Annotated in this window: 20 protein-coding genes; 4 read left to right on the top strand and 16 right to left on the bottom strand. The window is 66.5% G+C overall.

Annotated elements, in window-relative coordinates; genetic code table 11:
- Positions 1-8: 8 nt before the first annotated feature.
- Both ACTJI1_RS11555 and ACTJI1_RS11560 read right to left on the bottom strand, forming a co-directional pair.
- Entirely contained in the window at positions 9-1,304 is a 1,296-nt protein-coding gene (locus ACTJI1_RS11555) for an MFS transporter (RefSeq protein WP_440742750.1), read from the bottom strand.
- A 93-nt stretch (positions 1,305-1,397) separates the two neighbouring features.
- The gene (locus tag ACTJI1_RS11560) at positions 1,398-2,045 is read right to left on the bottom strand and encodes a TetR/AcrR family transcriptional regulator (RefSeq protein WP_440742751.1); all 648 of its coding nucleotides are present in this window, start codon (positions 2,043-2,045) and stop codon (positions 1,398-1,400) included.
- 60 nt (positions 2,046-2,105) lie between these two features.
- Between ACTJI1_RS11560 and ACTJI1_RS11565 the strand changes: the two genes are divergently transcribed.
- Complete coding sequence (locus ACTJI1_RS11565; protein WP_440742752.1) at positions 2,106-5,189, top strand: alpha-mannosidase; 3,084 nt, start codon at positions 2,106-2,108, stop codon at positions 5,187-5,189.
- A gap of 169 nt (positions 5,190-5,358) precedes the next feature.
- Here ACTJI1_RS11565 and ACTJI1_RS11570 read toward each other — a convergent pair whose 3' ends face one another.
- A complete protein-coding gene (locus ACTJI1_RS11570; RefSeq protein WP_440742753.1) occupies positions 5,359-5,661 on the bottom strand; it encodes a hypothetical protein in 303 nt (100 codons plus the stop codon).
- A 512-nt stretch (positions 5,662-6,173) separates the two neighbouring features.
- Here ACTJI1_RS11570 and ACTJI1_RS11575 point away from each other — a divergent pair.
- Positions 6,174-7,025, top strand: coding sequence for an ArdC family protein (locus ACTJI1_RS11575; protein ID WP_440742754.1), 852 nt, complete (start codon positions 6,174-6,176; stop codon positions 7,023-7,025).
- 366 nt (positions 7,026-7,391) lie between these two features.
- Here the strand turns inward: ACTJI1_RS11575 and ACTJI1_RS11580 are convergent, their stop codons facing one another.
- From ACTJI1_RS11580 to ACTJI1_RS11590, 3 genes are read right to left on the bottom strand one after another with little or no spacing between them, the layout of a single operon-like run.
- Complete coding sequence (locus ACTJI1_RS11580; RefSeq protein WP_440742755.1) at positions 7,392-7,697, bottom strand: EthD family reductase; 306 nt, start codon at positions 7,695-7,697, stop codon at positions 7,392-7,394.
- A gap of 27 nt (positions 7,698-7,724) precedes the next feature.
- The gene (locus ACTJI1_RS11585) at positions 7,725-9,209 is read right to left on the bottom strand and encodes a dihydrolipoyl dehydrogenase family protein (protein ID WP_440742756.1); all 1,485 of its coding nucleotides are present in this window, start codon (positions 9,207-9,209) and stop codon (positions 7,725-7,727) included.
- Positions 9,206-9,772 (bottom strand): hypothetical protein, encoded by a 567-nt coding sequence (locus ACTJI1_RS11590; protein ID WP_440742757.1) that lies wholly within the window; start codon positions 9,770-9,772, stop codon positions 9,206-9,208. The genes ACTJI1_RS11585 and ACTJI1_RS11590 overlap by 4 nt, the downstream gene beginning before the upstream one ends.
- A 191-nt stretch (positions 9,773-9,963) precedes the next feature.
- On the opposite strand from ACTJI1_RS11590, the gene ACTJI1_RS11595 reads away from it, so the two are divergent.
- Positions 9,964-10,581, top strand: a complete 618-nt coding sequence (locus ACTJI1_RS11595; RefSeq protein ID WP_440742758.1) for a TetR/AcrR family transcriptional regulator — start codon at positions 9,964-9,966, stop codon at positions 10,579-10,581.
- A 181-nt stretch (positions 10,582-10,762) separates the two neighbouring features.
- Complete coding sequence (locus ACTJI1_RS11600) at positions 10,763-11,599, top strand: alpha/beta fold hydrolase (RefSeq protein ID WP_440742759.1); 837 nt, start codon at positions 10,763-10,765, stop codon at positions 11,597-11,599.
- Positions 11,600-11,831: 232 nt separating this feature from the next.
- Here the strand turns inward: ACTJI1_RS11600 and glpX are convergent, their stop codons facing one another.
- The 10 genes from glpX to ACTJI1_RS11650 form a co-directional block, all read right to left on the bottom strand.
- Complete coding sequence (gene glpX / locus ACTJI1_RS11605) at positions 11,832-12,764, bottom strand: class II fructose-bisphosphatase (protein ID WP_440742845.1); 933 nt, start codon at positions 12,762-12,764, stop codon at positions 11,832-11,834.
- Positions 12,765-12,943: 179 nt separating this feature from the next.
- Entirely contained in the window at positions 12,944-14,203 is a 1,260-nt protein-coding gene (locus ACTJI1_RS11610) for an alpha-hydroxy acid oxidase (RefSeq protein WP_440742760.1), read from the bottom strand.
- Positions 14,204-14,214: 11 nt separating this feature from the next.
- On the bottom strand, positions 14,215-15,642 hold the full coding sequence (locus ACTJI1_RS11615; RefSeq protein ID WP_440742761.1) for a rhamnulokinase: 1,428 nt from the start codon (positions 15,640-15,642) through the stop codon (positions 14,215-14,217).
- Positions 15,639-17,675, bottom strand: a complete 2,037-nt coding sequence (locus tag ACTJI1_RS11620; protein WP_440742762.1) for a bifunctional aldolase/short-chain dehydrogenase — start codon at positions 17,673-17,675, stop codon at positions 15,639-15,641. Before ACTJI1_RS11620 ends, ACTJI1_RS11615 begins: the two co-directional genes overlap by 4 nt.
- Before the next feature lie 56 nt (positions 17,676-17,731).
- Complete coding sequence (gene rhaI, locus ACTJI1_RS11625) at positions 17,732-18,895, bottom strand: L-rhamnose isomerase (RefSeq protein ID WP_440742763.1); 1,164 nt, start codon at positions 18,893-18,895, stop codon at positions 17,732-17,734.
- Positions 18,879-19,985: a LacI family DNA-binding transcriptional regulator gene (locus ACTJI1_RS11630; protein WP_440742764.1), complete on the bottom strand. Its 1,107-nt coding sequence runs from the start codon at positions 19,983-19,985 to the stop codon at positions 18,879-18,881. Before ACTJI1_RS11630 ends, rhaI begins: the two co-directional genes overlap by 17 nt.
- Positions 19,982-20,497, bottom strand: coding sequence for a heme-binding protein (locus tag ACTJI1_RS11635; protein ID WP_440742765.1), 516 nt, complete (start codon positions 20,495-20,497; stop codon positions 19,982-19,984). The genes ACTJI1_RS11630 and ACTJI1_RS11635 overlap by 4 nt, the downstream gene beginning before the upstream one ends.
- 3 nt (positions 20,498-20,500) lie before the next feature.
- Entirely contained in the window at positions 20,501-20,821 is a 321-nt protein-coding gene (locus ACTJI1_RS11640) for a hypothetical protein (protein ID WP_440742766.1), read from the bottom strand.
- A 31-nt stretch (positions 20,822-20,852) separates the two neighbouring features.
- Positions 20,853-21,845 (bottom strand): Gfo/Idh/MocA family protein, encoded by a 993-nt coding sequence (locus ACTJI1_RS11645; protein WP_440742767.1) that lies wholly within the window; start codon positions 21,843-21,845, stop codon positions 20,853-20,855.
- Complete coding sequence (locus ACTJI1_RS11650) at positions 21,842-23,092, bottom strand: ABC transporter substrate-binding protein (protein ID WP_440742768.1); 1,251 nt, start codon at positions 23,090-23,092, stop codon at positions 21,842-21,844. Before ACTJI1_RS11650 ends, ACTJI1_RS11645 begins: the two co-directional genes overlap by 4 nt.
- Positions 23,093-23,141: the final 49 nt, after the last annotated feature.

Genomic DNA, 23,141 nt, shown 5'->3' on the forward strand with positions numbered 1-23,141 from the left:
GCGACGCGTCATCTCACCTTCTTCACCCGGGTCACACTGAGGGCGCCAAGCACGCCGAACACCGCACCGCTGAGGAAGAGGCCCGGGTACCCGAACGCGGCGATAAGAGCGGGCGCCGCTACCGGGATAAGCGACTGAGGCAGTGACTGGGCGAGGTTGGCAACACCCAAATCCTTCGCCGCCGTGTCTGGACTCGGCAGCACGTCGGTGAGGAGTGCGAGTTCCACGGCGAAAAAGGCTCCGAGGCCGGCGCCGAGGACAAGCTCACCGAGAAGCACGACCGGGATGGAAGGCGCCAGCGCGATGATCGTAAGACCGACGACGGCGATGATGGACGACAGGATGACGAAGGGCTTGCGCCGGCGCAGCCGGTCCGAAAGCCAGCCGAGGACCGGGGTGATCAGCAGAATGCCGACCGCATTGGCCAGGATCGCCTCGAACACCAACGTGGGGGCCTGAGAGTCGGCCACCCCGAACTGGGAAATAAGGAAGTACGCCAGGTAGCTGGTCGCCGTGAACTGCGTGGTCGTGAGGAAGAAGCGGGTCAGCCACGCCCAGCCGAAGTCGGGATGCTCCCGCGGGTTGAAGACGAAGGCGCCGAAGAACTCGCGTGCGTTGAACGGCTCCTTCGGGCCGCGCACGGCGATGCGGTCCTTCACCGGCAGCACCATGCCGATCATGAGCGCGACGCCGATCAGGCTCGGGACCAGGCTCTGGACCAGCCCAACGGGGAACAGCTGGACCAAGAACGTCGCGGCGACCCCGCCCACGTTCTGCGCCAGACTGATGAATGAAGCGGTGCGGCCGCGCCGTTCCGGGCTGACCTGGTCCGGAAGCATCGCGACCAAGGCGGCGAGCGCAAAGTTCAGGCCGACTTGGGCGATGATCCACCCGACCAAAACCAGTGCGACGTTGGGTGCAACCGCGATGACGACGATTCCCACATACCCGACCAGCCCACCGGCGACGATCCAGGGTTTCCGCATCCCAAACCTGCTGGTAGTCCGATCGGAGATCCGACCGGCGATCGGATTCGCGATCAAGGAGAAGAGCGCGCCAATGCCCAGGACGATGCCCAGATCGGCGGCCGAGTTGGCAAGGTCCAGCTCACGCAGCCGGAGCGCGATCGTGATCACCAAGGGAGGAACCAAAGCAATCGAAAAACCCAGGATCCCGAGAGGGATCGCGACTACCGGGTAGCGCGAAGGGCGCCTCGGACCGGCCGCCGATGAGTCGGTCGGGCCGGAAGAGACGACGTGCGTACCGGAGGCGGCGGGGACAGTGAGGGGCTTGGGCTCGTCCACGTTGACTTCTCTCTGCAAAACGTTTCCAGGGGGCGAATGCTCCCAACAGAGATCAAGATAACACTAAAAGCCCCACATGGAACTTTTCGACTCTTAGGAATGGACCGGCCGCAGCAACTGCTCATACAGCAGCATGCCGGCATGGAGGTCAACCTTCGGGTCCAGCAGCCACTGTGTGGACAACCCGTCCATCGCTGCAATCAGAAGCGCGGAGGCAGACTCCAGCGAGATGCCCTCCCGAACCAGGCCGGCGCCTTGAGCGAGGCGCAGGATCTCGAGCGCATCGGCGCGAAGGTGTTCATATCGCTCCACGAAGAAGGTCCGCGAGAACTCATTGCCCGGCTCCAGCGCGCGCGCAACCATGCTATGACGAAGCGACATCAGACCAGGGGCCCCCGACGCGTACGAGTCGAGGTGGCCGGCGAAGTCGGTGGACGGGCGACCGCTCTCCCGGGCATCGATCAACGCCTGGCGGTCCTTCTCGCGCAAGATCTCGAGGAAGAGCTCCTCGCGGGTCTCGAAATAACGTCGCAACGCGGCATGACTGACACCGATGGCTTCACCAATGGCCCGTAGACTCGTACCCTCCAGGCCCAGCTGAGCGAAAACCTCGATGGTGCGGTCGATAATCTGCTGGCGCCGCATGACACCCTTAGGGTAACGGCCGCGCGAACCGGGCCCTTTCGCTGGGGCGGTCGACACCGCATCAGCCCGCTCTTCCCCCGCCTGCTTGCTCTGCATGGGCATAACGGTACCAATCAGAGAATGTTCCATGCGGAACTTTCTGTTACCCTGCCCCTCATGACAGACGATCTCGACCGGGTGGAGCATCGCGTTGCGAACACCGTCCGCGACCAGCTAGCACCTGCGCTGCACCGCCGCAGCGCGCCCCTCACCATCTCCGCTTGGGAGGTCCCGGACGAACCGGTCCCCTTCGCCCAGGCCGTCCAGCAGGGTTTCGAGCCGTTCCAGGTCCGGCAGAAATGGAGCAAGCCCTGGGGCACTACGTGGTTCCACCTCACCGGGGAGGTGCCGGCCGAGTGGCGCGCGGGCTCGGAGGGGACGACGCTGCAGGTCATCGTCGACCTCGGCTTCTCCGGCCTGGTTCCCGCCTTCCAGTCCGAGGGGATGTTTTACCGGCCGGACGGCTCGATCATCAAAGGGCTCGAACCGTTCAACAACGCCATCGATATTGATCCGCACGAACGGGTGATCGACCTTTACATAGAGGCCGCTTCCAACCCGAACATGCTGGCGCACTTCTTCGTGTCTCCCCGCATCACTTCCGACGGCGGTGCCGGGTTGCCGGGCCCGTTCATGCCGGCCCCCCGACCGCCCGTCTCGCACTTCGGCGATAAGGCTACCGCCGGTTCTGAGCCGATCTACACCCTCCAGAACGTGGCACTGGTCCAGCGCGACGAGCAAGTGACGGAGTTGCTCTTGGATGTGTCGGTGCTTGCCGGGCTTGCCCGCCAGCTGGACCCCGGGCTTCCGCGTCGCGCCGAAATTATCCGCGCCCTGGACCGGATGTGCGACGTCATCGACCCGGACGACGTTGTCGGCTCGGCGGCTGCCGCCCGCGGCGCTCTCGCGGGCGCGCTCAGCGCACCGGCCCATGCCTCCGCGCACTCCATCGTTGCGATCGGCCATGCGCACCTGGATTCCGCTTGGCTTTGGCCGACGCGGGAGACGGTGCGCAAGGCAGCCCGTACCTTCTCTAACGTGCTCGATTTGATGGACGAGGATCCCGAGTTCGTCTTCGCCGCCTCCAGTGCACAGCAATTCGCCTGGGTGAAGGAGCACTACCCAGAGCTGTTCGAGAAGATTCGTGCCCGGGTCGCCGAAGGCAGGTTCGTCCCGGTCGGTGGGATGTGGGTCGAAAGTGATCTGAACATGCCGGGCGGTGAGTCCCTGGTGCGCCAGTTTCTTTACGGCCAGCGGTTCTTCCTGGAGGAGTTCGGGCGCATTTCCCGCGAGGCGTGGCTTCCGGACACGTTCGGCTTCACGGCGGCCTTCCCGCAGATTGCCCGATCGGCCGGCGCCGACAGCTTCCTCACCCAGAAAATGTCGTGGAACGATACCAACACGCTCCCGCATCACACCTTCCTCTGGGAGGGCATCGACGGTAGTCGTATTTTCACCCACTTTCCACCGAACGACACCTACGGCTCCGACCTCAGCGGCGCCGACTTGGCGAAGGCGCAGCGGCAATTCGCCGAGAAGGGCGCCTCGGACGTGTCGGCGACACTCTTCGGCTGGTCTGACGGCGGCGGCGGCCCGACCCGTGAGATGTTGGGCGCCGCCCACCGTGCGCATGATCTGGAAGGGTCACCGCGCGTGACTCTTGGCTCGCCCACACAGTTCTTCGAGCGAGCCAAGGCGGGGCTGACACACCCCGCCGTGTGGACGGGCGAGCTCTACCTCGAGACCCATCGCGGCACCTACACCTCGCAGGCGGAGACCAAACGGGGCAACCGTCGCAGCGAGCACCTGCTCCGGGAGGCGGAGCTGTGGAGCGCGGCCGCCGCCCTCCGCCATCTGGTGGACTACCCGTATGACAAGCTCGAGGCGATCTGGCGTACGGTGTTGCTGCATCAGTTCCACGACATCCTGCCTGGTTCTGCGATCGCGTGGGTGCACCAGGAGGCGGAGGCCGAGTACCGGAGGATCGAACGAGAGCTCGAATCGCTGATTACGCTGGCCCAGCGGGCGCTCGCCGGGGTGGGCGAGAGCACCGTGCTGTTCAACGCGTCCCCCGTCCCCCTGGAGGGTGTCGACCCGCTAAGCGCAGTCCCGGTCGTTTCCCCGGGCACCGGCCGCCCGTCGCCGGTCCGCACAGGCAACGGGTTCGAGCTGACGAACAACCGGGTGCGGGCCCGTTTTGACGCCGACGGTCTGCTGGTCTCCCTGCGAGACCTCGCCTCAACCCGAGACCTCATCCCGGCCGGAGACGCGGGCGCCGTGCTGCAGGTGTTCACTGACCGCCCCAATCTGTTCGAAGCGTGGGACATCGACCGCGCGTATGCGAACACCGTCACCGAGCTCCGCACCCCCGACAGCGTGGAGATCGTGGGCGACGCCCTTGTCGTTCGTCACTCGTTCGGCCGCTCCGCCGTCATCCAGCGCTACCGTCTCGGGTCCGGCGCTGCGGACCTGCAGGTGGAGACCGAGGTGGACTGGCACGAGCATGAGAAGCTGCTGAAGCTGGCTTTCCCGCTGGATATCCGCGCGGATTCCTTCAAGTCCGAGATCCAGTTCGGGCATGTGGACCGGCCGACGTTTGCCAATACTTCATGGGACACCGCCCGCTTTGAGACCGTCGCTCATCGCTGGGTGCACGTCGCGGAGCCGGGGTTCGGGGCGGTTGTGGCCAACGCCTCAACGTACGGGCATGACGTCACCCGTACCGTGCGGCCCGACGGCGGGACGACTACGCTGGTACGCCAGTCGCTGCTGCGGGCTCCGCTCTTCCCCGACCCTGCGGCCGACCAGGGCGTGCACGTGTTCAGCAGCAGCCTCGGGTTCGCGACCACACCGCTCGACGCGGCCCGATGCGGGTACGCGCTCAATCTGCCCCCGCGGGCAGTGCACCACGCCGCTGACGCCGCGATCGACCCGGTCGTTGCCGTGTCGACCCCTTCGGTGCTGGTGGAGTCGGTGAAGCTCGCGGAGGATCGATCCGGCGACCTGGTCGTCCGCCTCTTCGAGTCGCAGGGCACTCGTACGGATGCGTTGCTGACCTTCGGAGTCCCGTTCCGTGACGCCTGGCGCACGGATGTGCTGGAGCGGGAGACAGGCGAGGACTATTGGACCGCCGATGAGTCCGTCCAAGTCACCCTGCGCCCGTTCGAGATCGTCACCGTCCGGGTTCGGCCGCGCAGCTGAGCCTGGCATGGAGGAGGCCGGTCCCGCTCAACTCAGGAGCGGGACCGGCCTTTTCCTCTGGCTTCGTCGGTCAAAATGCGATGCCCGGGAACAATCCGGTGAACGAGCGCTCGGTTTCCGACAGTAGCTGGAAGCACTCGTCAGTGCCCGGGAACTATCGCGCCCGCCGTTAGTCGAGCCCCCGACTACCCACTTCGAGCGGCGAGGCTCCCAGAACCGGACCGCCGCGCTGGGCAACCCGATCAAGCGCCAGGAACGGCGCACACGATGTTTCCGCCGTCAGCGCGGCCAGACGGCCGATCAGCGTGCTCGGGTCGGCTGCGATCCCCCATCCATCCGCCGCGTACCGGCTTACCGTTTCCACGCACTCCTTCTTCTCCTCTGCGGTCGGGAACATGGAGCCGACCACCCCGATCAGTCCGCCTTGCAGTTCCGGGCCCATGTTTCTGGTGTCGATGACGAATACCCGCATCACAATCACTCCCCTGTCGATCGTTTTTGTTTGCCTTCCGGCGGAGAGATCGATGGCGAGTGGGAGGGGCGGAGTTCCGGGACCGTGGAATACCGGAGGGAGCGCAGCGAGTGAGGATATGCCGCGAAAGCCCGGCACGGTAAGCACCGGGAACGAGCTACGATCGGCAGCCGGAAAGACAAACAAAACCGGCCCGGACAGCGCCGCCGTAGGCGGCTCCGCTCAATGGCTGACGGCAACCTTGACCACCGCGCTCATCGCCGTCCAGTGACCAACGTGTCTGCGTCTGTTGTGGTCCTGCTGCGCAGGGCAGCGCTATCTGAGTGCAGTGCGGGCTGTCCGATCGTTCATCGTAGGTCGCTGACGCACCTTGCCGTTCCAACCGCGCTCTGACGCGCCCTCAGGGCTTATCTCGCCAGAGCGCGGTTGGCACTCACAGTGCTCCCACTCCCACCGACTCCCTCTATCGAACAGCCCACACCAATCAGGTTGACCACCAGGGAGCGCAGATCATGAACGAAACGAAGGGGCGGACCGCCGAACAGCGTAAGGCGCAAGCCGAGGCACTACACGCCTCGATCATTGACCAGGTTCAGCAGCTTGCTGACAGCGGGCAGTGGCGCCGATTCCTGGACTTCGCCCGCTCGTTCCACACCTACAGTCTGAACAACCTCCTGCTGATCCTCGCGCAGAACCCGGACGCGACCATGGTTGCCGGGTTCCGGCAATGGCAGGCCAAAGGCCGCCAAGTCCGCAAAGGCGAGCACGCAATCAAGATCTTCGGCTACAGCACGAAGAAGACAACCAGCACCACCCACGGGCCCGGAGCCGACCCGGAGGAAGGCGCCGTGCACTACTTCCCCGTCCTCTCCGTGTTCGACATCTCTCAAACCGACCCGATCGACGGGGCGACAGTGCCCGAAAACCCAACCCAGCCGCTCACCGGAATGGGCGACCATGGCCTCATTAGCCCGCTCACCGCGCACCTCGAGGCCACCGGATGGACTCTCGCACGCGAGCCGATCACCCACGCCAACGGGTACACCGACCCCGAAAAACACACGGTCACCTTGCGCCGTGGCCTCGCCCCAGAGCAGGCAGCGAAAACGCTCCTCCACGAGACAGCCCACATTCAACTCGGCCACATCGACAACCTCGAGCAATACCGCCACCACCGCGGACGGATGGAAGTCGAAGCCGAATCCGTCGCCTACATCGTCGCCGGCCTAACCGGAATGGACACCAGCGCCTACAGCATCGGCTACATCACCGGATGGGCCAACCAAGACACCCAACTCATCCGCGAGACCGCAACCCACGTCCTCAAAGCAGCACACACTATCGCTGACTACATTGCCTCCTAAAGCTGGACCATTCACATGCAGCTTCAGCATGCTGCCGAGGGCCCTGTTCGACAGGGGGCAGGCAGCCCCGCCACGGCGAGGCATCCGTTTGAAACATCGGCCACGACAGCGACCCATTTGACCCCTCATCCGGGCAAGCGCGCATTCGTGAAGGGCTTCGAGAGGCCGAGGGCCGGGAACTGACATCCCCTCCAGCCGACGCCCATCGATCGTGGACGACGACATGGAGGCTTTGCCGCCAGAAGCGTTTACCTGCAGCCCGGCGGCCTAGTTCTAGCGGTAGCAAGTACTCTGCCCTTCCGGGACTGACAAGCCGGGCCCGCTCCCTCTATTGGAGCGGACCCGGATTCGTCGTGATTGGTTGGTTCAGTCCTGGGCAATCTCCGAGAACAACCCGGTGAACGGGGTACCGGTTCCCACCAGTCGTTGGAAGAACTCGCCGGCGACCGGAGTGGCGACGGCGGCGGAGGCTTCCTCGTAGCTGTCAAAGTACAGGTCGAGGGTGCGGTGCGCGGGGGTCGGGCTGCCGTCCTCCTTCGGCCAGACCTTGGCCGCCTCTACTCGACGCAACCCCGGGAGACGGCGCGCGAGGGTCTCGACGTCCAGATAAGCGTCCTCGAATGCGGCGGGGTCGGCGGGGTTGTCGATGATGAGGGTGATCTTTGTGGGCATGACTGTTCTTCCTTCGGTTGTCGGTTCTTATCGGTCGCTCGTGACGAGCTGCGGGGTGGTTCGGGTGCGGGTGTCGCTGCCGGCGGTCTCCAGCAGACGCAACCACAACTCGCTCATCGTCGGGTAGGCGGGGACGGCGTGCCAGAGCCGCTCGATCGGCACCTCCCCGGTGATGGCCACGGTGGCGGCATGCACCAGTTCGGCGGTGTCGGGGCCGACGGCGGTGAAGCCGGCGATCGTGCCCGCGTCCTCGTCGATCAGCATGCTGACCCGGCCGGCGTAGCCGTCGGCGTGCAGGGATGCTCCCGCGACCGCGCCGAGGTCGTACTCGACCTGCCGCACCCGGAGGCCCGCCGCAGTGGCGCTGGCGAGCGTGTGCCCGACCGAGGCGATCTCGGGATGCGTGAAAACGACCTGTGGCACGGCGACGTGATCCGCGGTCGCCGCGTGGCGCCCCCAGGGGGCGTCGTCGACCTCGCCGCCGAGGGCGCGGGCGGCGATGACGTCGCCCGCGGCGCGGGCCTGGTACTTGCCCTGGTGGGTGAGCAGGGCGCGCCCGTTCACATCGCCTGTGGCGTACAGCCCGCCGCCCGCGACGGGGATGCCGGACGCATCCACTACCCGGAGCGACTCGTCGACCGTAAGGAAGCCGCCCGGTGCAAGGCCGACGGCCTCCAGACCGATATCGGCGGTGTTCGGCCGGCGACCGGTCGCCACCAGCACCTCGTCGGCGCGCACGGTGTCGCCGTCTGCGAGTCGGACGCTCACCGTGCCGTCGTCTTCGCGTGATACCCCGATGGGCTCAGCGCCGATCAGAAGCCGGACGCCGTCCGAGGCGAGAGCGGTCGCGACCTGCTCGGAGGCGAAGGGCTCCACGCGGGGAAGCAGCCCGTCGCGGGCGATAAGGGTCACCGCCGTCCCGAAGGCGCTGTACGCCGTGGCCAGTTCGGCGCCGACCACGCCGCCGCCGATGATCGCCAGACGCTCGGGGATGAGCTCGGCCGCCACCGCCTCGCGGCTCGTCCACGGCTTCGCCTCCGCAAGACCCGGGATCGGTGGAACCGATGCGCTCGTGCCGGTCGCGATGACGACGGCATGCCGGGCCTCCAGCACCGTGGTCGTCCCATCGGATCGGGTTACTGCGACAGTGCGCTCCCCGAGGATTCGGCCGTGGCCGCGGACGAGGGCGATGCCGGCGCTCTCGAGCCAGGAGACCTGGCCGTCGTCGTGCCAGTGCGCGGCGAACCGGTCGCGCCGCCCGAGCACGGCGGTTGTGTCCAGCCTGCCGGTGATCGCCGCGGACGCGCCGGGCAGGGTGCGCGCGGCTCGAAGAGCCGCGGCATCCCGTAAGAGGGCCTTGGTCGGCATGCAGGCCCAGTACGAGCACTCGCCGCCGACAAGCTCGGCTTCCACGATAGCCGCGGTCAGGCCGCCCTGCACTGCCCGGTCGGCCACGTTCTCTCCGACCGGGCCACCGCCAATGACGACGACGTCATACACGTCGCCGCTCATCGGGTCCCCGCCTTCGCTGCGCGGGAGAGGCGGATCGCCGACACGAGGAAGAAGATCCCGCCGAGCGTGGCGTAGCCGGCGAGGCTGACGAGCGACGCGGACGAACCGGCAGACTGCAGCGCGAACCCGGCACCGGCGAACACGGAAATCCCGCCGCTGAGGATCATCGGCCACTGGCCGCCCAGGGAGCGTCGGGAGATTCCGACGATCAGCTGCACGATCCCGGCCGTGATCGCCCACAATCCCCACACCAGGAGCACCGCCGACCGCCCGGACCCGGCCGCGAGAGCCAGGCCGACGGCAGCCAGCAGGCTCAGCGCCATGTTGACGTACAGCAGACCAGCCGACCGCGTGCCCCGCGAGGCCCGATGGTCGATCACGGCTGCGATGAGGTCGAAGACGGGGTAGAGCACGAGGAGCGTCGCGCTCAGCGGGGTGATGGCCGCTGCGGTGAGGACGATGATGATCGCCCACACGATCGCGAAGGCGAAGCGGACGAAGTAGAGAGCCCGCAGCGACGTGGCGATCGTCGCGCGCTCCGCGTCGGGGATGGTCGTGGTCATGTGCAGTCCGTTCGTAAAAGGTCAATGTAGAGTTACTAGTAACTCTACCAAAAGTGACCATAGTAAACATTTCTCGACGGCGCAACCATTGCCGCCCGAAGAGCTCGGTAGACGAACCAGTAGGTATGCGTCGTGTAAGCTGTCAGGTCAGATACATGCAAGCGACACGTACGGACGACATGGAGACCACAGTGGCGGACGCAGCAAGAACCGGTTTACTGACGCCGACTGACAGCGCGGCCCGACCGATTCGCGAGCGCATCCTGGATGAGGCGGCCGACCTGTTCTACGCGCAAGGGATCCGTGCGGTGAGCGCCGACAAGATCATCGAGCGCGTAGGAATCACGAAAGTAACCTTCTACCGCTACTTCCGCACCAAAGACAGCCTGGTCGTGGCCTATCTGGAGCAACAGGGCGCGCGGGAGCGCGGACAATTCGATCAGGTCCTCACCTCAGCGAACGACGCCGCCGAAGCGTTTCGCGAATTTGCCGAAGCAATCGGCGCCGCGAGCTGCCGCCCCGGTTTCCGCGGGTGCCCCTTCATCAATGCGGCCGCCGAGTACGCGGACCCGGACAGCCCCGTTCGGAAGGTGGTCGCCGATCATCGGGCCTGGTACCGAGACACCTTCGCCGCGATGCTCCAGCAGCTGGGGGTGACCGATCCGCAAGCCGCGGCGGGCGAGGTGATGATGCTGCGCGACGGGGCGATGGTGGCCGGCTACCTCGGCGACGCGCAACAGGTCGGACAGGAACTGGCGGCATCCATATTCGCGGTAGTTAAAGCTCATCAATCCCATCTCGACGCGTAGTTTCGATCACGCACCTGCGACATACCAGTAGGCCCGAGAGCCCGCCTCCACTGTGGAGGCGGGCTCTTTTGCGTGGCAGCGCGTCCCGCAAGAAGGGCCGATTTGCACTGCAGCCGACTTTCGCCATACGGTGAACGAACTAGTTCGTCTACATACGAACTCGCCTACCGAAAGGAACCCCATGAACCTCAAGTCTTCGAAGCGACGAGCGCTCGCAATCGCCGCCGGCCTGGCAGTGAGCGCGACGCTCGCACTGGGCGTCGCGGGCACCGCCCAGGCCGCCACCGGCCGCCACCAGGTCCAGGACTCGTCTACGAAGCCCACCGTCGTCCTCGTGCATGGTGCGTTCGCCGATTCCAGCGGTTGGGGCGGGGCCATCACCCAGCTCGAACACGACGGCTACCCAGTCATCGCAGTTGCCAACCCGCTGCGCGGCCTGGCATCCGACTCCGCCTACGTCCGAAGCGTCGTCGACTCCATCCATGGCCCGGTTGTTTTGGTGGGACACTCCTACGGGGGCGGGGTAATCACGAACGCCGCCACGGGCGCCCCCAACGTCAAGGCCCTCGTCTATGTTGCTGCGTTCGCGCCGGACCTGGGCGAAACGGTGGGCCAGTTCAACGACCCGGCCAAGTACCCGGGTAGCGAGCTCAAGCCGGAGTCTCTCGTGCTCCGCCCGTACCCGGGCGGCGTAGACGCCACGATCGACCCCGCGAGCTTCCGCGCGATCTTCGCCGCAGATCTGCCCGAACGACAGACCCGCATCATGGCCGCAAGCCAGCGCCCTGCCAACGTAGCGGTCCTCGAAGAGAAGTCGGGCGAGCCGGCTTGGAAGACCATCCCCAGCTGGTACCAGATCTCGGCCCAGGATCACGCCCTCTCCCCCGTTGCACAGCGCTTCTTCGCCAAGCGCATGGAGGCACACACCACGACGATCAACGCCTCGCACGCGGGGTACATCTCGCACCCGATCGAGACGGCGAACGTGATCGAGTCCGCTGCCCGCGCGACCCGCTAACTTCACCGCCTCCACGGCCAACACGGAGCCCTCCCCCATCGCAGTGGGGGAGGGCTTCGATACGCCCCGCCGAATTCCTAGCTACTGCCTCAGCATTTCGTCGACCTTTGGGCGCAGGCCGGCGCGTGACCGGGGAAGCAGGAGCGACTCGATTGTGGACGATGAAGCAGACAAGGAAGACTGTGTTTTCGTTCACAGGTCCTGCGGAGCAGCACTCGAGAGTTTCCTCGACCTAGAGCCACTTCTCGGCGAGGTGGTCGGCGATCACGCGGCGTGCGGTTCCCGACTTCGACCGCAGCACGATCGACTCGGTGCGGATGATCGGGCCCTTCCGGCTCACGCCCTCCACCAGGCCGCCGTCGGTGACACCGGTGGCCACGAAGAACGTGTTGTCGCCCTGAACGAGGTCGTCGATGCTGAGGATGGTGTCCATCTTCAGGCCCGCGGCGATCCCCCGGGCGCGCTCCTCGTCGTCGCCGGGCGCCAGCATCCCCTGCATGAACCCGCCGAGCGCCTTGATCGCCGCCGCCGTGATCACACCCTCCGGGCTGCCGCCGATGCCGACGCACATGTCGATGCGCGACTCGTACCGGGCCGCGTTGATCCCGCCCGCGACATCCCCGTCCAACATCAGACGCGTCCCGGCGCCGGCGGCTCGGATCTCCTCGATCAGCCCCTCATGCCGCGGCCGGTCCAGGATGGCGACACGGACCTCGCCGACCGGCTTGCCGAGGGCCTTGGCCAGCTCCCGGATGTTGTCCCCGATCGGCTGCGACAGGTCCACGACACCGCGCCCTGCGGCTCCGGTCACGATCTTGTTCATCCGGAACACGCTCGACGCGTCCAGCATCGTGCCGCGGTCGGACACCGCGATCACCGACAGCGCGTTCTGCCGCCCGGCCGCCGTCAACGACGTCCCGTCGATCGGGTCCACCGCGATGTCCACCGCCGGGCCCCGGCCGTTGCCGACGTGCTCCCCGTTGAACAGCATGGGCGCGTTGTCCTTCTCGCCCTCGCCGATCACGATCACGCCGTCGAAGTTGACCGTCCCGAGGAACTTGCGCATCGCGTCCACCGCCGCACCGTCGGCCGCGTTCTTGTGCCCGCGCCCGATCCACGGCGTCGCCCGGATCGCCGCCGCCTCCGTCGCCCGCACCAACTCCATCGCCAGGTTGCGGTCCGGATGCGTGAAATGGGGTGCGCTATTGATGCTGGTCAAGACGGTCCTTTGCTCACGTGTTGGGTTGCCGGGCCCGCACGGAGACGGAGTGCNGTGCGGGCCCGGCGCACGGGACGGGGGGATCCCGTGGATCGCTCCGACCACCCACGGACGGAGCGAACTCGTCAGGCGGTGATGCCTGCTCGGTCTTCTCGGCGGACCGGCTGGAGTCGGGTGAGCTGGGTCACGTGGGCGGGGGTCAGTTCGGCCAGCGACGACACCTGCAGCAGCTTCATCGTGCGCACCAGCTGGTCGGTGAGGATCTGGATGGTGCGGTCCACGCCCGCCCGCCCGCCGGCCATGAGCCCGTAGAGGTACGCGCGGCCGATCAGGGTGAACTTGGCGCCGAGCGCGTATGCGGCGACGATGTCGGCGCCGTTCATGATGCCGGTGTCGATCGCCACCTCGGTGTCGCGGCCGACCTCGCGCACCACCCCCGGCAGCAGGTGGAACGGGATGGGCGCCCGGTCGAGCTGGCGGCCGCCGTGGTTGGAGAGCACGATGCCGTCGACGCCGAGGTCGGTGAGCTTCTTGGCGTCCTCGACGTTCTGCACGCCCTTGATGACGAGCTTGCCCGGCCACATCCCGCGGATGATCTCCAGGTCCTCATAATCGATGGACGGATCCATCGCCGCGTTGAGCAGGTCGCCGACCGTGCCGCCGGTGGAGGACAGCGAGGCGAACTCGAGCTTCGGGGTGGTCAGGAAGTCGTACCACCACCACGGCCGCGGGATCGCGTTCACGATCGTGCCGAGGGTGAGCTGCGGCGGGATGGAGAACCCGTTGCGCTTGTCCCGCAGGCGTGCGCCGGCGATCGGCGTGTCCACCGTGAAGAACAGCGTGTCGAAGCCCGCGGCTGCCGCGCGCTCGACGAGGCCGTACGAGATCTCCCGCTGCCGCATCACGTACAGCTGGAACCAGTTGCGGCCGGCCGGGTTGGCGGCCTTCACGTTCTCGATGGAGGTCGTCCCCAGTGTGGACAGGGTGAACGGGATGCCCGCGGCGCCCGCGGCACCCGCTCCCGCGGTCTCGCCCTCGGTCTGCATGAGCCGGGTGAACCCGGTCGGGGCGATCCCGAACGGCAGCGCGGACGGGCCGCCCCAGATCTCGCACGACGTGTCCACGGTCGACACGTCGTGGAGGATCGACGGGTGGAACTCGACGTCCTGGAACGCCTGCCGCGCCCGGGCCTGCGACAGCTCGCCCTCGGCCGCGCCCTCGGTGTAGTCGAAGGCGGCCTTCGGGGTGCGGCGCTTGGCGATGCGCGCGAGGTCCTCGATGGTGAGCGCCGCCTCCAGGCGCCGCTTCTTCAGGTTCAGTTCCGGCTTCTTGAACTGCATGAGCTCCAGCAGCTCGGCCGGGCGGGGCAATTGACGGGTAACCATGGGGAGGGATCCTAACGGGGGTCGTAGCGGATGATTTGGGTGGTGCGGCCGACCAGGGTGCGAAGGGATTCCAGGTCGCCGGACAGGAAGCCGGCCGCGCGGGCCTGCACCAGGACGTTGCCGATGGCGGTCGCCTCGACCGGCCCGGCGAGCACGGGCAGCCCGCTGCGGTCGGCCGTGGCCTGGCACAGCAGCGCGTTACGCGCTCCTCCGCCGACGATGTGGACGGCCTCAACCGGCACTCCGGTGAGGGTTGCGGCCGTCTGAACGGTCGACGCGAACGCCGCGGCCAGGCTCTCGACGATGACGCGCACGATGCCGGCAGGCGAAGCGGGAGCGCGCAGTCCCCGCTCCTCGAACCACTCGACAATGCGGCCCGGGATGTCGCCTGGTGCAAGCAAGCGCGGGTCCTCAACGTCGAAGACATCGGCCGGGCGGGGCAGCTCGGCCGCCTCGGCCAGCAGGCCGGCGAGCTCGACGTGCAGGCCGCGGCGCTGCCACTCGCGGATGCTCTCGCTGAGCAGCCACAGCCCCATGACGTTGTGGAGATAGCGGATGCGCCCGTCCACCCCGCCCTCGTTGGTGAAGTTCGCCGCCCGACCCTCGTCGGAGATGACGCGGCTCTCGAGCTCGACGCCCACGAGACCCCAGGTGCCGCAGGAGATGTAGGCGGCACGGGACGCATCCATCGGCACGGCGACGACCGCCGATGCGGTGTCATGCGAGCCGACCGCCGTGACGGTGGGCCCGCTACGACTGAACCCGAATTTGTGCGAAGGGAGAAGCCGACCCAGACGAGTTCCGGGCGAGACCAGCGGAGGAAAAACTCGCCATGGAAGCCCCAACGAATCGATAAGCGCCTCGTTCCACCTGCCGTTATCCAAGAGAAGTCCGGTCGTCGAGGCGTTGGTCCGCTCCGAATATTGGGCACCGGTGAGCCAGTACCCGATGAGGTCCGGCACCAGCAGGAAACGGTCAGCGGCCGAGAGCGACCCCTCGGCCGCATCGACTGCCAGCTGGTACAGCGAGTTAAACGGCAAGAACTGCAGACCACCCTCACGATACAGTTGCGCCGGCTCCACGGCCGCGTGCACGAGCGACACCCCCCGCTGGGTGCGCTGGTCGCGGTAATGGTAGGGCTGGCCCAGCAGCCGGCCGCCACGGAGTAGCCCGTAGTCGACGGCCCACGAGTCCACTCCGATGCTGCGCAGCTCCGGATCGTTCCGAGCGACCGTCGCGAGGCCGTCGAGCACGTGCGCGTAAAGCCCGTTGAGGTCCCAGTGCAGGGCTTCGCGGTCGCCTTCCCAAACTCGAACGGGCGTGTTGGGGAACCGAGCTGCCTCCGTCAGCTCGAGCGTGTCCGGGCCGACGCGGGCGTGCATGACGCGGCCGCTGGTGGCGCCGAGATCGACCGCGGCGACCGTGCCCTTCTCGCTCATCGGAGGAAGGCGGCCGCGACCCCGGCATCTACCGGGATGTGCAGACCGGTGGTGTGGTCAAGATCCGTCGAGGTCAGGACCGCGACGGCGTTGGCGACGTTCTCGGGCAGCACTTCGCGCTTGAGGAGGGTGCGCTGGGCGTAGTACTTGCCCAGCTCCTCCTCGGGCACGCCGTAGACCGCGGCGCGCTTGGCGCCCCAGCCGCCGGCGAAGATGCCGGAGCCGCGCACGACGCCATCGGGGTTGATGCCGTTGACCTTCACCCCGTAGTCGCCGAGCTCGGCCGCGAGCAGCCGCACCTGATGCGCCTGGTCGGCCTTGGTCGCCGAGTAGGCGATGTTGTTCGGGCCGGCGAAGACGGAGTTCTTGGACGAGATGTAGACGATGTCGCCGCCGAGGCCCTGCTCGATGAGGACCTTCGCTGCCGCCTTCGAGACCAGGAACGAGCCCTTGGCCATGACGTCGTGCTGCAGGTCCCAGTCCGCCTCTGTCGTTTCCAGCAGCGGCTTCGAGATGGAAAGCCCGGCGTTGTTCACGATCAGGTCGAGGCCGCCGAACTGCAACAGCGCCTCCTGGATCCCCTTCTGGATGTCCGACTCGCTGGTGACGTTCGCCGCCACCCCGATCGCCACATCCGTGCCGCCGAGCTCCGCCGCGGCGGCCCGCGCCCTCTCCACGTCGAGGTCGGCGATGACGACGCACGCGCCCTCGGCCGCGAGCCGGGTCGCGATCGCCTTGCCGATCCCAGAGGCGGCACCCGTGACGAGCGCGATCCGGCCCGCGTGGGATTTCGGCTTCGGGAGACGCTGCAGCTTGGCCTCCTCCAGCGCCCAGTACTCGATCCGGAACTTCTCCGCCTCATCGATCGGCGCATACGACGAGATCGCCTCGGCACCGCGCATCACGTTGATCGCGTTGATATAGAACTCGCCCGCCACGCGCGCGGTCTGCTTGTCCTTGCCGTAGGAGAACATGCCCACGCCCGGGATGAGCACGATGGCCGGGTCCGCGCCCCGCATCGCCGGCGAGTCCGGGGTGGCGTACTTCTCGTAGTAGGCGGTGTACTCGACGCGGTACTGCTCGTGCAGCTGCTTCAGCCGCTCGATCGAGTCCTCGATGGACGCGTCGGCCGGCAGGTCGAGGATCAGCGGCTTCACCTTCGTGCGGAGGAAGTGGTCCGGGCACGAGGTGCCGAGCGCACCCAGCCGGACGTGCTCCTCCGAGGCGAGGAAGTCCAGCACGACGTCTGTGTCGGTGAACGAGCCGACCTGCGGCTTGTCGGTCGACGCGAGGCCGCGGAGGGTCGGCGCGAGGGCTGCCGCCTTCGCACGGCGCTCGGCCGGCTCCAGCGGTTCGTTGGCGACGATGCGGGCTCCGAACGGCTCCGCCCGGCCGTGCTCGGCGATGTAGTCGGCCGCGGTCCGGATGATCCACAGCGAGTTGGCTTCCGCCTCCTCGCTGGTGTCGCCCCACGCGGTGATCCCGTGGCCGCCGAGGATGGTGCCGATCGCCTCCGGGTTCTCCCGCTTGATCGCGGCGATGTCGAGGCCGAGCTGGAATCCGGGACGCCGCCAGGGCACCCACACCACGCGGCCGCCGAAGATCGTCTTCGTCAGCTCCTCGCCGTCCGCGGCGGTCGCGATCGCAATGCCGGAGTCGGGATGGAGGTGATCGACGTGGGCCGCATCCACCAGGCCGTGCATGGCCGTGTCGATCGACGGCGCCGCGCCGCCCTTGCCGTGAAGGGTGTAGTCGAAGGCTGCGACCATCTCATCCTCGCGCTCGACGCCCGGGTAGACGTTCTGCAGGGCGCGGAGGCGGTCGAGGCGCAGGACCGCGAGGCCCTGCTCCTTCAGGGTGCCGAGGTCTCCCCCGGATCCCTTCACCCACAGCAACTCGACCGGCTCGCCGGTCACGGGGTCGGTCTCGGTGCCCTTGGCGGAGGTGTTGCCGCCGGCGTAGTTCGTGTTCTTCGGGTCCGACCCGAGGCGGTTCGACCGAGTTAAGAGGCACTGAATCGTTTCATTTACCATTGTCGATTCCTTTGAGGTGGTGTCGTGAGGATGCCTTTGTGGCGACAGGGCGTGGGCTAGGCGCCCCATCCGGCCTGGGTGCCGCCCACGCGGTCAGCCTCGATCTTCTCCTGGTACCCGGACGCCTTGTAGGCCGCCATCGGGTCGGCGGGCAGCCCGCGCGACTCGCGCCAGGCGGCCAGGCCGCCGCGCACGTCCGTGTTGAACGCATCCATGAAGACGGTGTTGGCCGCCAGCACGTCGTTCGCGCGCTGGGCGGCGTCGAGCGCCTCGACATCCACCAGCAGAGCCTTGGCGGTCGCCTCCTGCACGTTCAGCACCGAGCGGATCTGGCCCGGGATCTTCGCCTCCAGGTTGTGGCACTGGTCGAGCATGAACGCGACCTCGGGGTTGCCGTACCCGCCGCCCTGGATCACCTCGAAGACGATCCGGAACAGCTGGAACGGGTCCGCCGCGCCCACGATCAGGTCGTCGTCGGCGTAGAACCGGCTGTTGAAATCGAACGAACCCAGCTTCCCGAGCCGCAGCAGCTGCATCACGATGAACTCGATGTTCGTCCCCGGCGCGTGGTGCCCGGTGTCGAGGCACACGAAGGCGCGGTCACCCAGCGCCGCGGTCTGGACGTAGCTCGTGCCCCAGTCGGGAACATCCGTGTGATAGAACGCCGGCTCGAAGAACTTGTACTCCAGCACCAGCCGCTGGCCCTCGCCGATCCGCTCGTAGATCTTCTGCAGGCTGTCCGCCAGACGGTCCTGCCGGGCGCGCATCGAGTCCTGACCCGGGTAGTTCGTGCCGTCGGCCAGCCAGATCTTCAGGTCGCGCGATCCGGTCTCGTTCATCACGTCGATGCACTCGAAGTGGTGGTCGATAGCCTTCTGGCGGATGCGGTCGTCGTGGTGCGTGATTGACCCGAACTTGTAGTCGTCGTCCTGGAACGTGTTCGAGTTGATCGTGCCCAGCGCGACGCCGTTGTCCTCCGCGTGCTTGCGCAGGTCGGCGTAGTCGTCGACCTTGTCCCACGGGATGTGCAACGCCACGCTCGGGGCGAGCCCGGTGTGCTTGTGCACCTGCGCCGCGTCCGAAATCTTCTCGAACGGGTCCCGCGCGGTGCCCGGGGTGCCGAACACCTTGAAGCGGGTGCCCGAGTTGCCGAACGCCCAGCTCGGCAGTTCGATCGCCTGCAACGCCAGCTGCGAGCGGATGTTAGTGGTGAGGGTCATCCATTTTCCTTAGTCTTCTATGCGGGTTATGTGCCCGGGTGAGATCGGCCGGCGCTCGTCCGCGTGGGGATTTCACGAGCATTGGAGTCGCAGCGCTGCTTGCGCGGATCACCAGTTCTGGTTGATACAGGACATGACGTGGTGCGCGCCCGGAATACTCGGCGTCCTGGAGGAGGAGGTCGATGGCGGCGCGGGCGATGAGCTCAGTTGGTTGTCGCACGGAGCTCAAGGGCACCGTCGAAGAGGCTGCAAAGGTGATGTCGTCGTAGCCGACAAGCCCCATCTGCTCGGGGGAAGCGGCTCGCGTTTCGGTGAACAGCGATGCGGCCAGGCCAATCGCGAGGAGGTCGTTCGCGGCGAACACGCCGTCAGGGCGATCCGCGGCGCGGCGCTGAGCTAGCTGGCGCCCAGCTGCGCGCCCCTCCTCTACCGTCATCTCGCGTAGCTCAATGTGCTCTAGCGAGACCGCCGCATATTTCCGGACTGCTCGGCTGGCGCCGGTGAAGCGATTGCTCACCTGTCGCATCGCGAGCGGCCCTCCGACGAATGCCAGTCGTCTGCGACCGGTGCGGACAAGGTGGTCGACCGCAATCGCGGCACCAGCGGCGTCGTCGACGGATACGGAACTGCAGGAGGCGTCACCGTCCGTTCCGACGAGCACGGCGGGAGTGCCTCGCCCTCGCATCTGTGCGAGTCGGGGGGTTGATTCGCCGACCGGGGCGACAAGAACTCCCCTGACCCGAAGCTTCTCGAAAAGCTCGAGGTAACCCGCTTCGCGCTCGAGACTGCCGTTGCTGTTCCCCACAATGACGGTGTAGCCAGCCTCGGCCGCGGCTTTCTCAGCGGCGACTGTCACATCAGCGAAGAACGGGTTGCTGGCGTCGGGAGTGATGACACCGAGGGTGTGACTGTGCCCAAGACGGAGTTGGCGCGCGGCCTCGTTAGGGACATAGGCCAGCTCCTCCATAGCAGCTTCGACACGCTTCACTGTCTCCGGAGCGACGAGCTGAGGTCGGTTGAGAACGTTCGAGACGGTGCCGATCGAAACGGAGGCTAACGCCGCGACATCTTTTATCCTCGCGGAATTCACCTCCCCTCCGATCCGCGTTGATGCTGTATCCAAGGGCTGTTGGTTGCTTGCGTTTGAATCGCGCTCACTGCGAGAGCGTGATCCTCCTCCTGGGAGAGTCCCGAAACGATTACGAACGCCTGAATAGCACCCGTAGCCTCTTCCCAAACCGGGACTGCACCCCCAAAGGCGGCATAGTCGGGGAATTCTAGTCCGGTGGCTTCCTCAAAGGTGGTGCCGCGATCTAGCCACAGATTGCGTTGATACAAACTTGAATGGCCAGAACGCCTGGCAGTGTTCCACTTCGCGGTCACCACAGCGTCATTGAGAGAGGTTGAACCGGGCAGGCCGGCGTGGAACACGCTGCGCTCGCCCAAGCGCACCGAGATCGTTAGCGGCTGACCTTTTGTTAGCCCGACCTTGGCGATGTGGTGCCCAAGCGAATAGCACGTGGCTTCGTCCACGTGTTGGAGAACGAGGCTCTCTTCCTCCCGGAGGAGCTCCGACGGGGAGGTGAAGGTGTTATCAGGCACGGCTCACCGATCCTTCCCGGGTGCCGAAGTCTTCATGAGGGCAGTGACGGGCCGCTTGCTAGATCGGTGTTGAGCCACCGTTGCTCCGCGTTGACGGGGACGTCGAATGCTTGGTGGGAGAAGGTAGTACGCATCGATGAAAGCAACCGCGACGTTCATGGCCACGGACGGCCACACCCCAAGTGCAATGTTGTACGCGATCAAGAGAAGCGCGGCGACAAGGTTGAGCACGCGAAGTGCGAGCATGCGCGACTGCAAAAGCGACACAACCAGGAGCACACTTCCCGCCCAGCCGAGGGCTTCTCGTGCGATGTCGATTACCATGCCTGTTCCTGCCGTTGGGTTGTGGCTGCGCTCATGTGATCGCGGACCCTGCGTTACCGGCATTGATGGCCGCGTCCACCTCCGCCCACACGCTCTCCATGGTGGCCAGGGTTCGAGCAGCGCTTTGCAGCGTGGACTCATTCGCCGCCTCACCGGCAGCAACATCGCGGAAATGCTGCAGCGCCGGGATGAATCCCATGGTTGTCAGACCGAAGTTCTCCGGTGCCGGCAGCGTGTAGTTGGGGCGCCAGACTTGCGCAGGACCGTCGACGGGGCGGTGGATGCAGGTATCCACGTTCTCGACGCGCACTGCTGATCCGTGCCCGTAGATTTCAGCGGATTCTCCCTGGTGGGCGAAGGAGGCGGTCGTGCAAAAGTCAAAGGAGCAGGTGGCGCCCTGGTCCGCTTTGGCAAGAACACTCACGCTCAGGCCGACGTCCGGTACGAGGTTGACCCGGGCTGTGAGGTGGCTTAGCTCGCCCAAGAAGAACCGGGCTAGGTCCACCATATGAACGGGGTTGTCGATGAGGTAGTGGCGCGGGTCGGCGAGGTACTCATCTATGCGCCCCATGGTGAAGGAAAAGTGAGCGAGCGTGGGCGTTCCGAACTCGATCGAGTCAATCAGCTGCCGGGCCCGCTGGTAGGCGGGGGCGAACCGTTTCATGTAACCGACCACTACAGGAGAGCTAGCGGCGTCGGATAGCGCGGAAAGTTCGAGAAGCTCACGGGCAGAGGCGCCAGCGGGTTTCTCGCAGAACACTGGCACGTCGGCCGTAATGCACTGTTCGATTAGGGGCCGGTAGGCGCCGGCTGGGACCGCGATGATCACGCCGTCTAGGCCGCCCGCGGCGAGCATCTCCTGGAGCGCGGTATGGTGCCGAGTCGCGCCCCACCGTTGCGCTGTGAGCTGCGCGCGCTCCCCCGAGCGGGCACATACGGCGACCAGTTCAAACCCGGCCTCCACAATCGCCGGGTACAGCGCGTTGTTGGCGTGGCGCCCAGCGCCCAAGACCCCTACCTTCATAGTGAGCGCGCGACGCTTCCGCTGGAGAGGACCTCGATTTCTGACGCCGCCTCGGTCAGGATCCCTTCGAGCGCGTCGGGCGCTCCGTAACCATCGACGAGGGCGCGTGACCACCGAGCAGCGATGTCGAGATACTCGGGCATAGGTGTGGGCAGAACACGCGAGGTGGTGCGGAGAAGCTCCAGGCTGTTGTCCATGAAGCCGTTCCACCGGGCCGCGTCGGCGCGGAACTCTTCGTTGCTGAGCGTGCTCAGGCGCGTCGGGTTCATGTTGCCCTCGGCCACCGCTCTGGTAAGGAACGATGAGGAGCTCGCCCATTCGATGAAGCGCCACGCGGACTGCTTTTCCTTGGAGGCACTGTTCATCACGAGCGACCAGGTCCACATATTCGCTTCGCGCTGACCGCCGGGGCCTACGGGCGGCTGGGTGTACGCCACCTGGCCACGCACCGCGGAATCCGGGCCCTCAAAGAAGGCAACGTAGTGGTCGGAGTCGACGATGAGACCGTAGTTTCCGGCGGCGAAGTCGCGAGCCACATCCAGCCAATGCCCATTCGGCCATGCCGTCGGACCCGACGCCCGAACCGCCGCAAGAAAGTCGCCGGTGGCTGCCAGCGCGGTGCTGCTCGCGATAGCGCTCCGCCCATCCTGGTCGAAGTCAACCGCGCCGTACGACCAGAACTGTGTGGCGAAACCGGTGTACATGGTGTGCCAGGTATCCGTGCCGCGCTGGGCGAAACCGCGCACGCCAGGCACCCGCTCGGCGATCCGCGCTGCCGCCGCGAAGTACTCCTCCCATGTCGCGGGCGGCTCGCTGAGACCGGCACGCTCCAGAACATCCGGCAGGTAGGCCATGTTATAGGTCTCCCAGTTCACCGGGATCTCAAGCAGCGGTCCCGCACCCAGTGCCTCACCACGGCGGCCAGTCCAACGGTTGACCTCGAGAAGCTCGGGAATGAAGTCCTCTGGGTCATAGCTCAAGGACGCGTTCCGCACGTAGTCGTCGAGCGGCTCCACAAGCCCTTCACCGGCCAGCTTCCACATTGAAACAGGCCCTGAGACGTAGACATCGGGCGCAGACTCGCCGCGCAGCCGTGCCCGGAGCGCGTCCAGCGAGTTGGTGACGTAGTCGGTCTCCGCAATGATCTCGAGCGTGGCGGGCAGGCCCGTGAGCTCTTCGAACTCGTCGATGTGGCGCGCGACGCTCGCGACGTAGGCGTCGTTATCGGGGCCGATGAAACGGACCATGTGTGTGCTCTCCTTGTCTGCGGGCATGACGGTGGCGCCGCGCCCGAGT

This window comes from Leifsonia sp. 22587 (assembly GCF_052044215.1).
GTDB lineage: Bacteria > Actinomycetota > Actinomycetes > Actinomycetales > Microbacteriaceae > Leifsonia > Leifsonia shinshuensis_C.

What these genes read in the sequence shown, in the direction of transcription:
- ACTJI1_RS11565 (WP_440742752.1), top strand. Translation starts at nt 2,106, where the DNA reads ATGACAGACGATCTCGACCGGGTGGAGCATCGCGTTGCGAACACCGTC.
- ACTJI1_RS11585 (WP_440742756.1), bottom strand. Translation starts at nt 9,209, where the DNA reads ATGAGCGGCGACGTGTATGACGTCGTCGTCATTGGCGGTGGCCCGGTC.
- ACTJI1_RS11600 (WP_440742759.1), top strand. Translation starts at nt 10,763, where the DNA reads ATGAACCTCAAGTCTTCGAAGCGACGAGCGCTCGCAATCGCCGCCGGC.
- glpX (WP_440742845.1), bottom strand. Translation starts at nt 12,764, where the DNA reads ATGGAGTTGGTGCGGGCGACGGAGGCGGCGGCGATCCGGGCGACGCCG.
- ACTJI1_RS11570 (WP_440742753.1), bottom strand. Translation starts at nt 5,661, where the DNA reads ATGCGGGTATTCGTCATCGACACCAGAAACATGGGCCCGGAACTGCAA.
- ACTJI1_RS11610 (WP_440742760.1), bottom strand. Translation starts at nt 14,203, where the DNA reads ATGGTTACCCGTCAATTGCCCCGCCCGGCCGAGCTGCTGGAGCTCATG.
- ACTJI1_RS11580 (WP_440742755.1), bottom strand. Translation starts at nt 7,697, where the DNA reads ATGCCCACAAAGATCACCCTCATCATCGACAACCCCGCCGACCCCGCC.
- ACTJI1_RS11575 (WP_440742754.1), top strand. Translation starts at nt 6,174, where the DNA reads ATGAACGAAACGAAGGGGCGGACCGCCGAACAGCGTAAGGCGCAAGCC.
- ACTJI1_RS11650 (WP_440742768.1), bottom strand. Translation starts at nt 23,092, where the DNA reads ATGGTCCGTTTCATCGGCCCCGATAACGACGCCTACGTCGCGAGCGTC.
- ACTJI1_RS11620 (WP_440742762.1), bottom strand. Translation starts at nt 17,675, where the DNA reads ATGGTAAATGAAACGATTCAGTGCCTCTTAACTCGGTCGAACCGCCTC.
- ACTJI1_RS11590 (WP_440742757.1), bottom strand. Translation starts at nt 9,772, where the DNA reads ATGACCACGACCATCCCCGACGCGGAGCGCGCGACGATCGCCACGTCG.
- ACTJI1_RS11645 (WP_440742767.1), bottom strand. Translation starts at nt 21,845, where the DNA reads ATGAAGGTAGGGGTCTTGGGCGCTGGGCGCCACGCCAACAACGCGCTG.
- ACTJI1_RS11615 (WP_440742761.1), bottom strand. Translation starts at nt 15,642, where the DNA reads ATGAGCGAGAAGGGCACGGTCGCCGCGGTCGATCTCGGCGCCACCAGC.
- ACTJI1_RS11640 (WP_440742766.1), bottom strand. Translation starts at nt 20,821, where the DNA reads ATGGTAATCGACATCGCACGAGAAGCCCTCGGCTGGGCGGGAAGTGTG.
- ACTJI1_RS11560 (WP_440742751.1), bottom strand. Translation starts at nt 2,045, where the DNA reads ATGCAGAGCAAGCAGGCGGGGGAAGAGCGGGCTGATGCGGTGTCGACC.
- rhaI (WP_440742763.1), bottom strand. Translation starts at nt 18,895, where the DNA reads ATGACCCTCACCACTAACATCCGCTCGCAGCTGGCGTTGCAGGCGATC.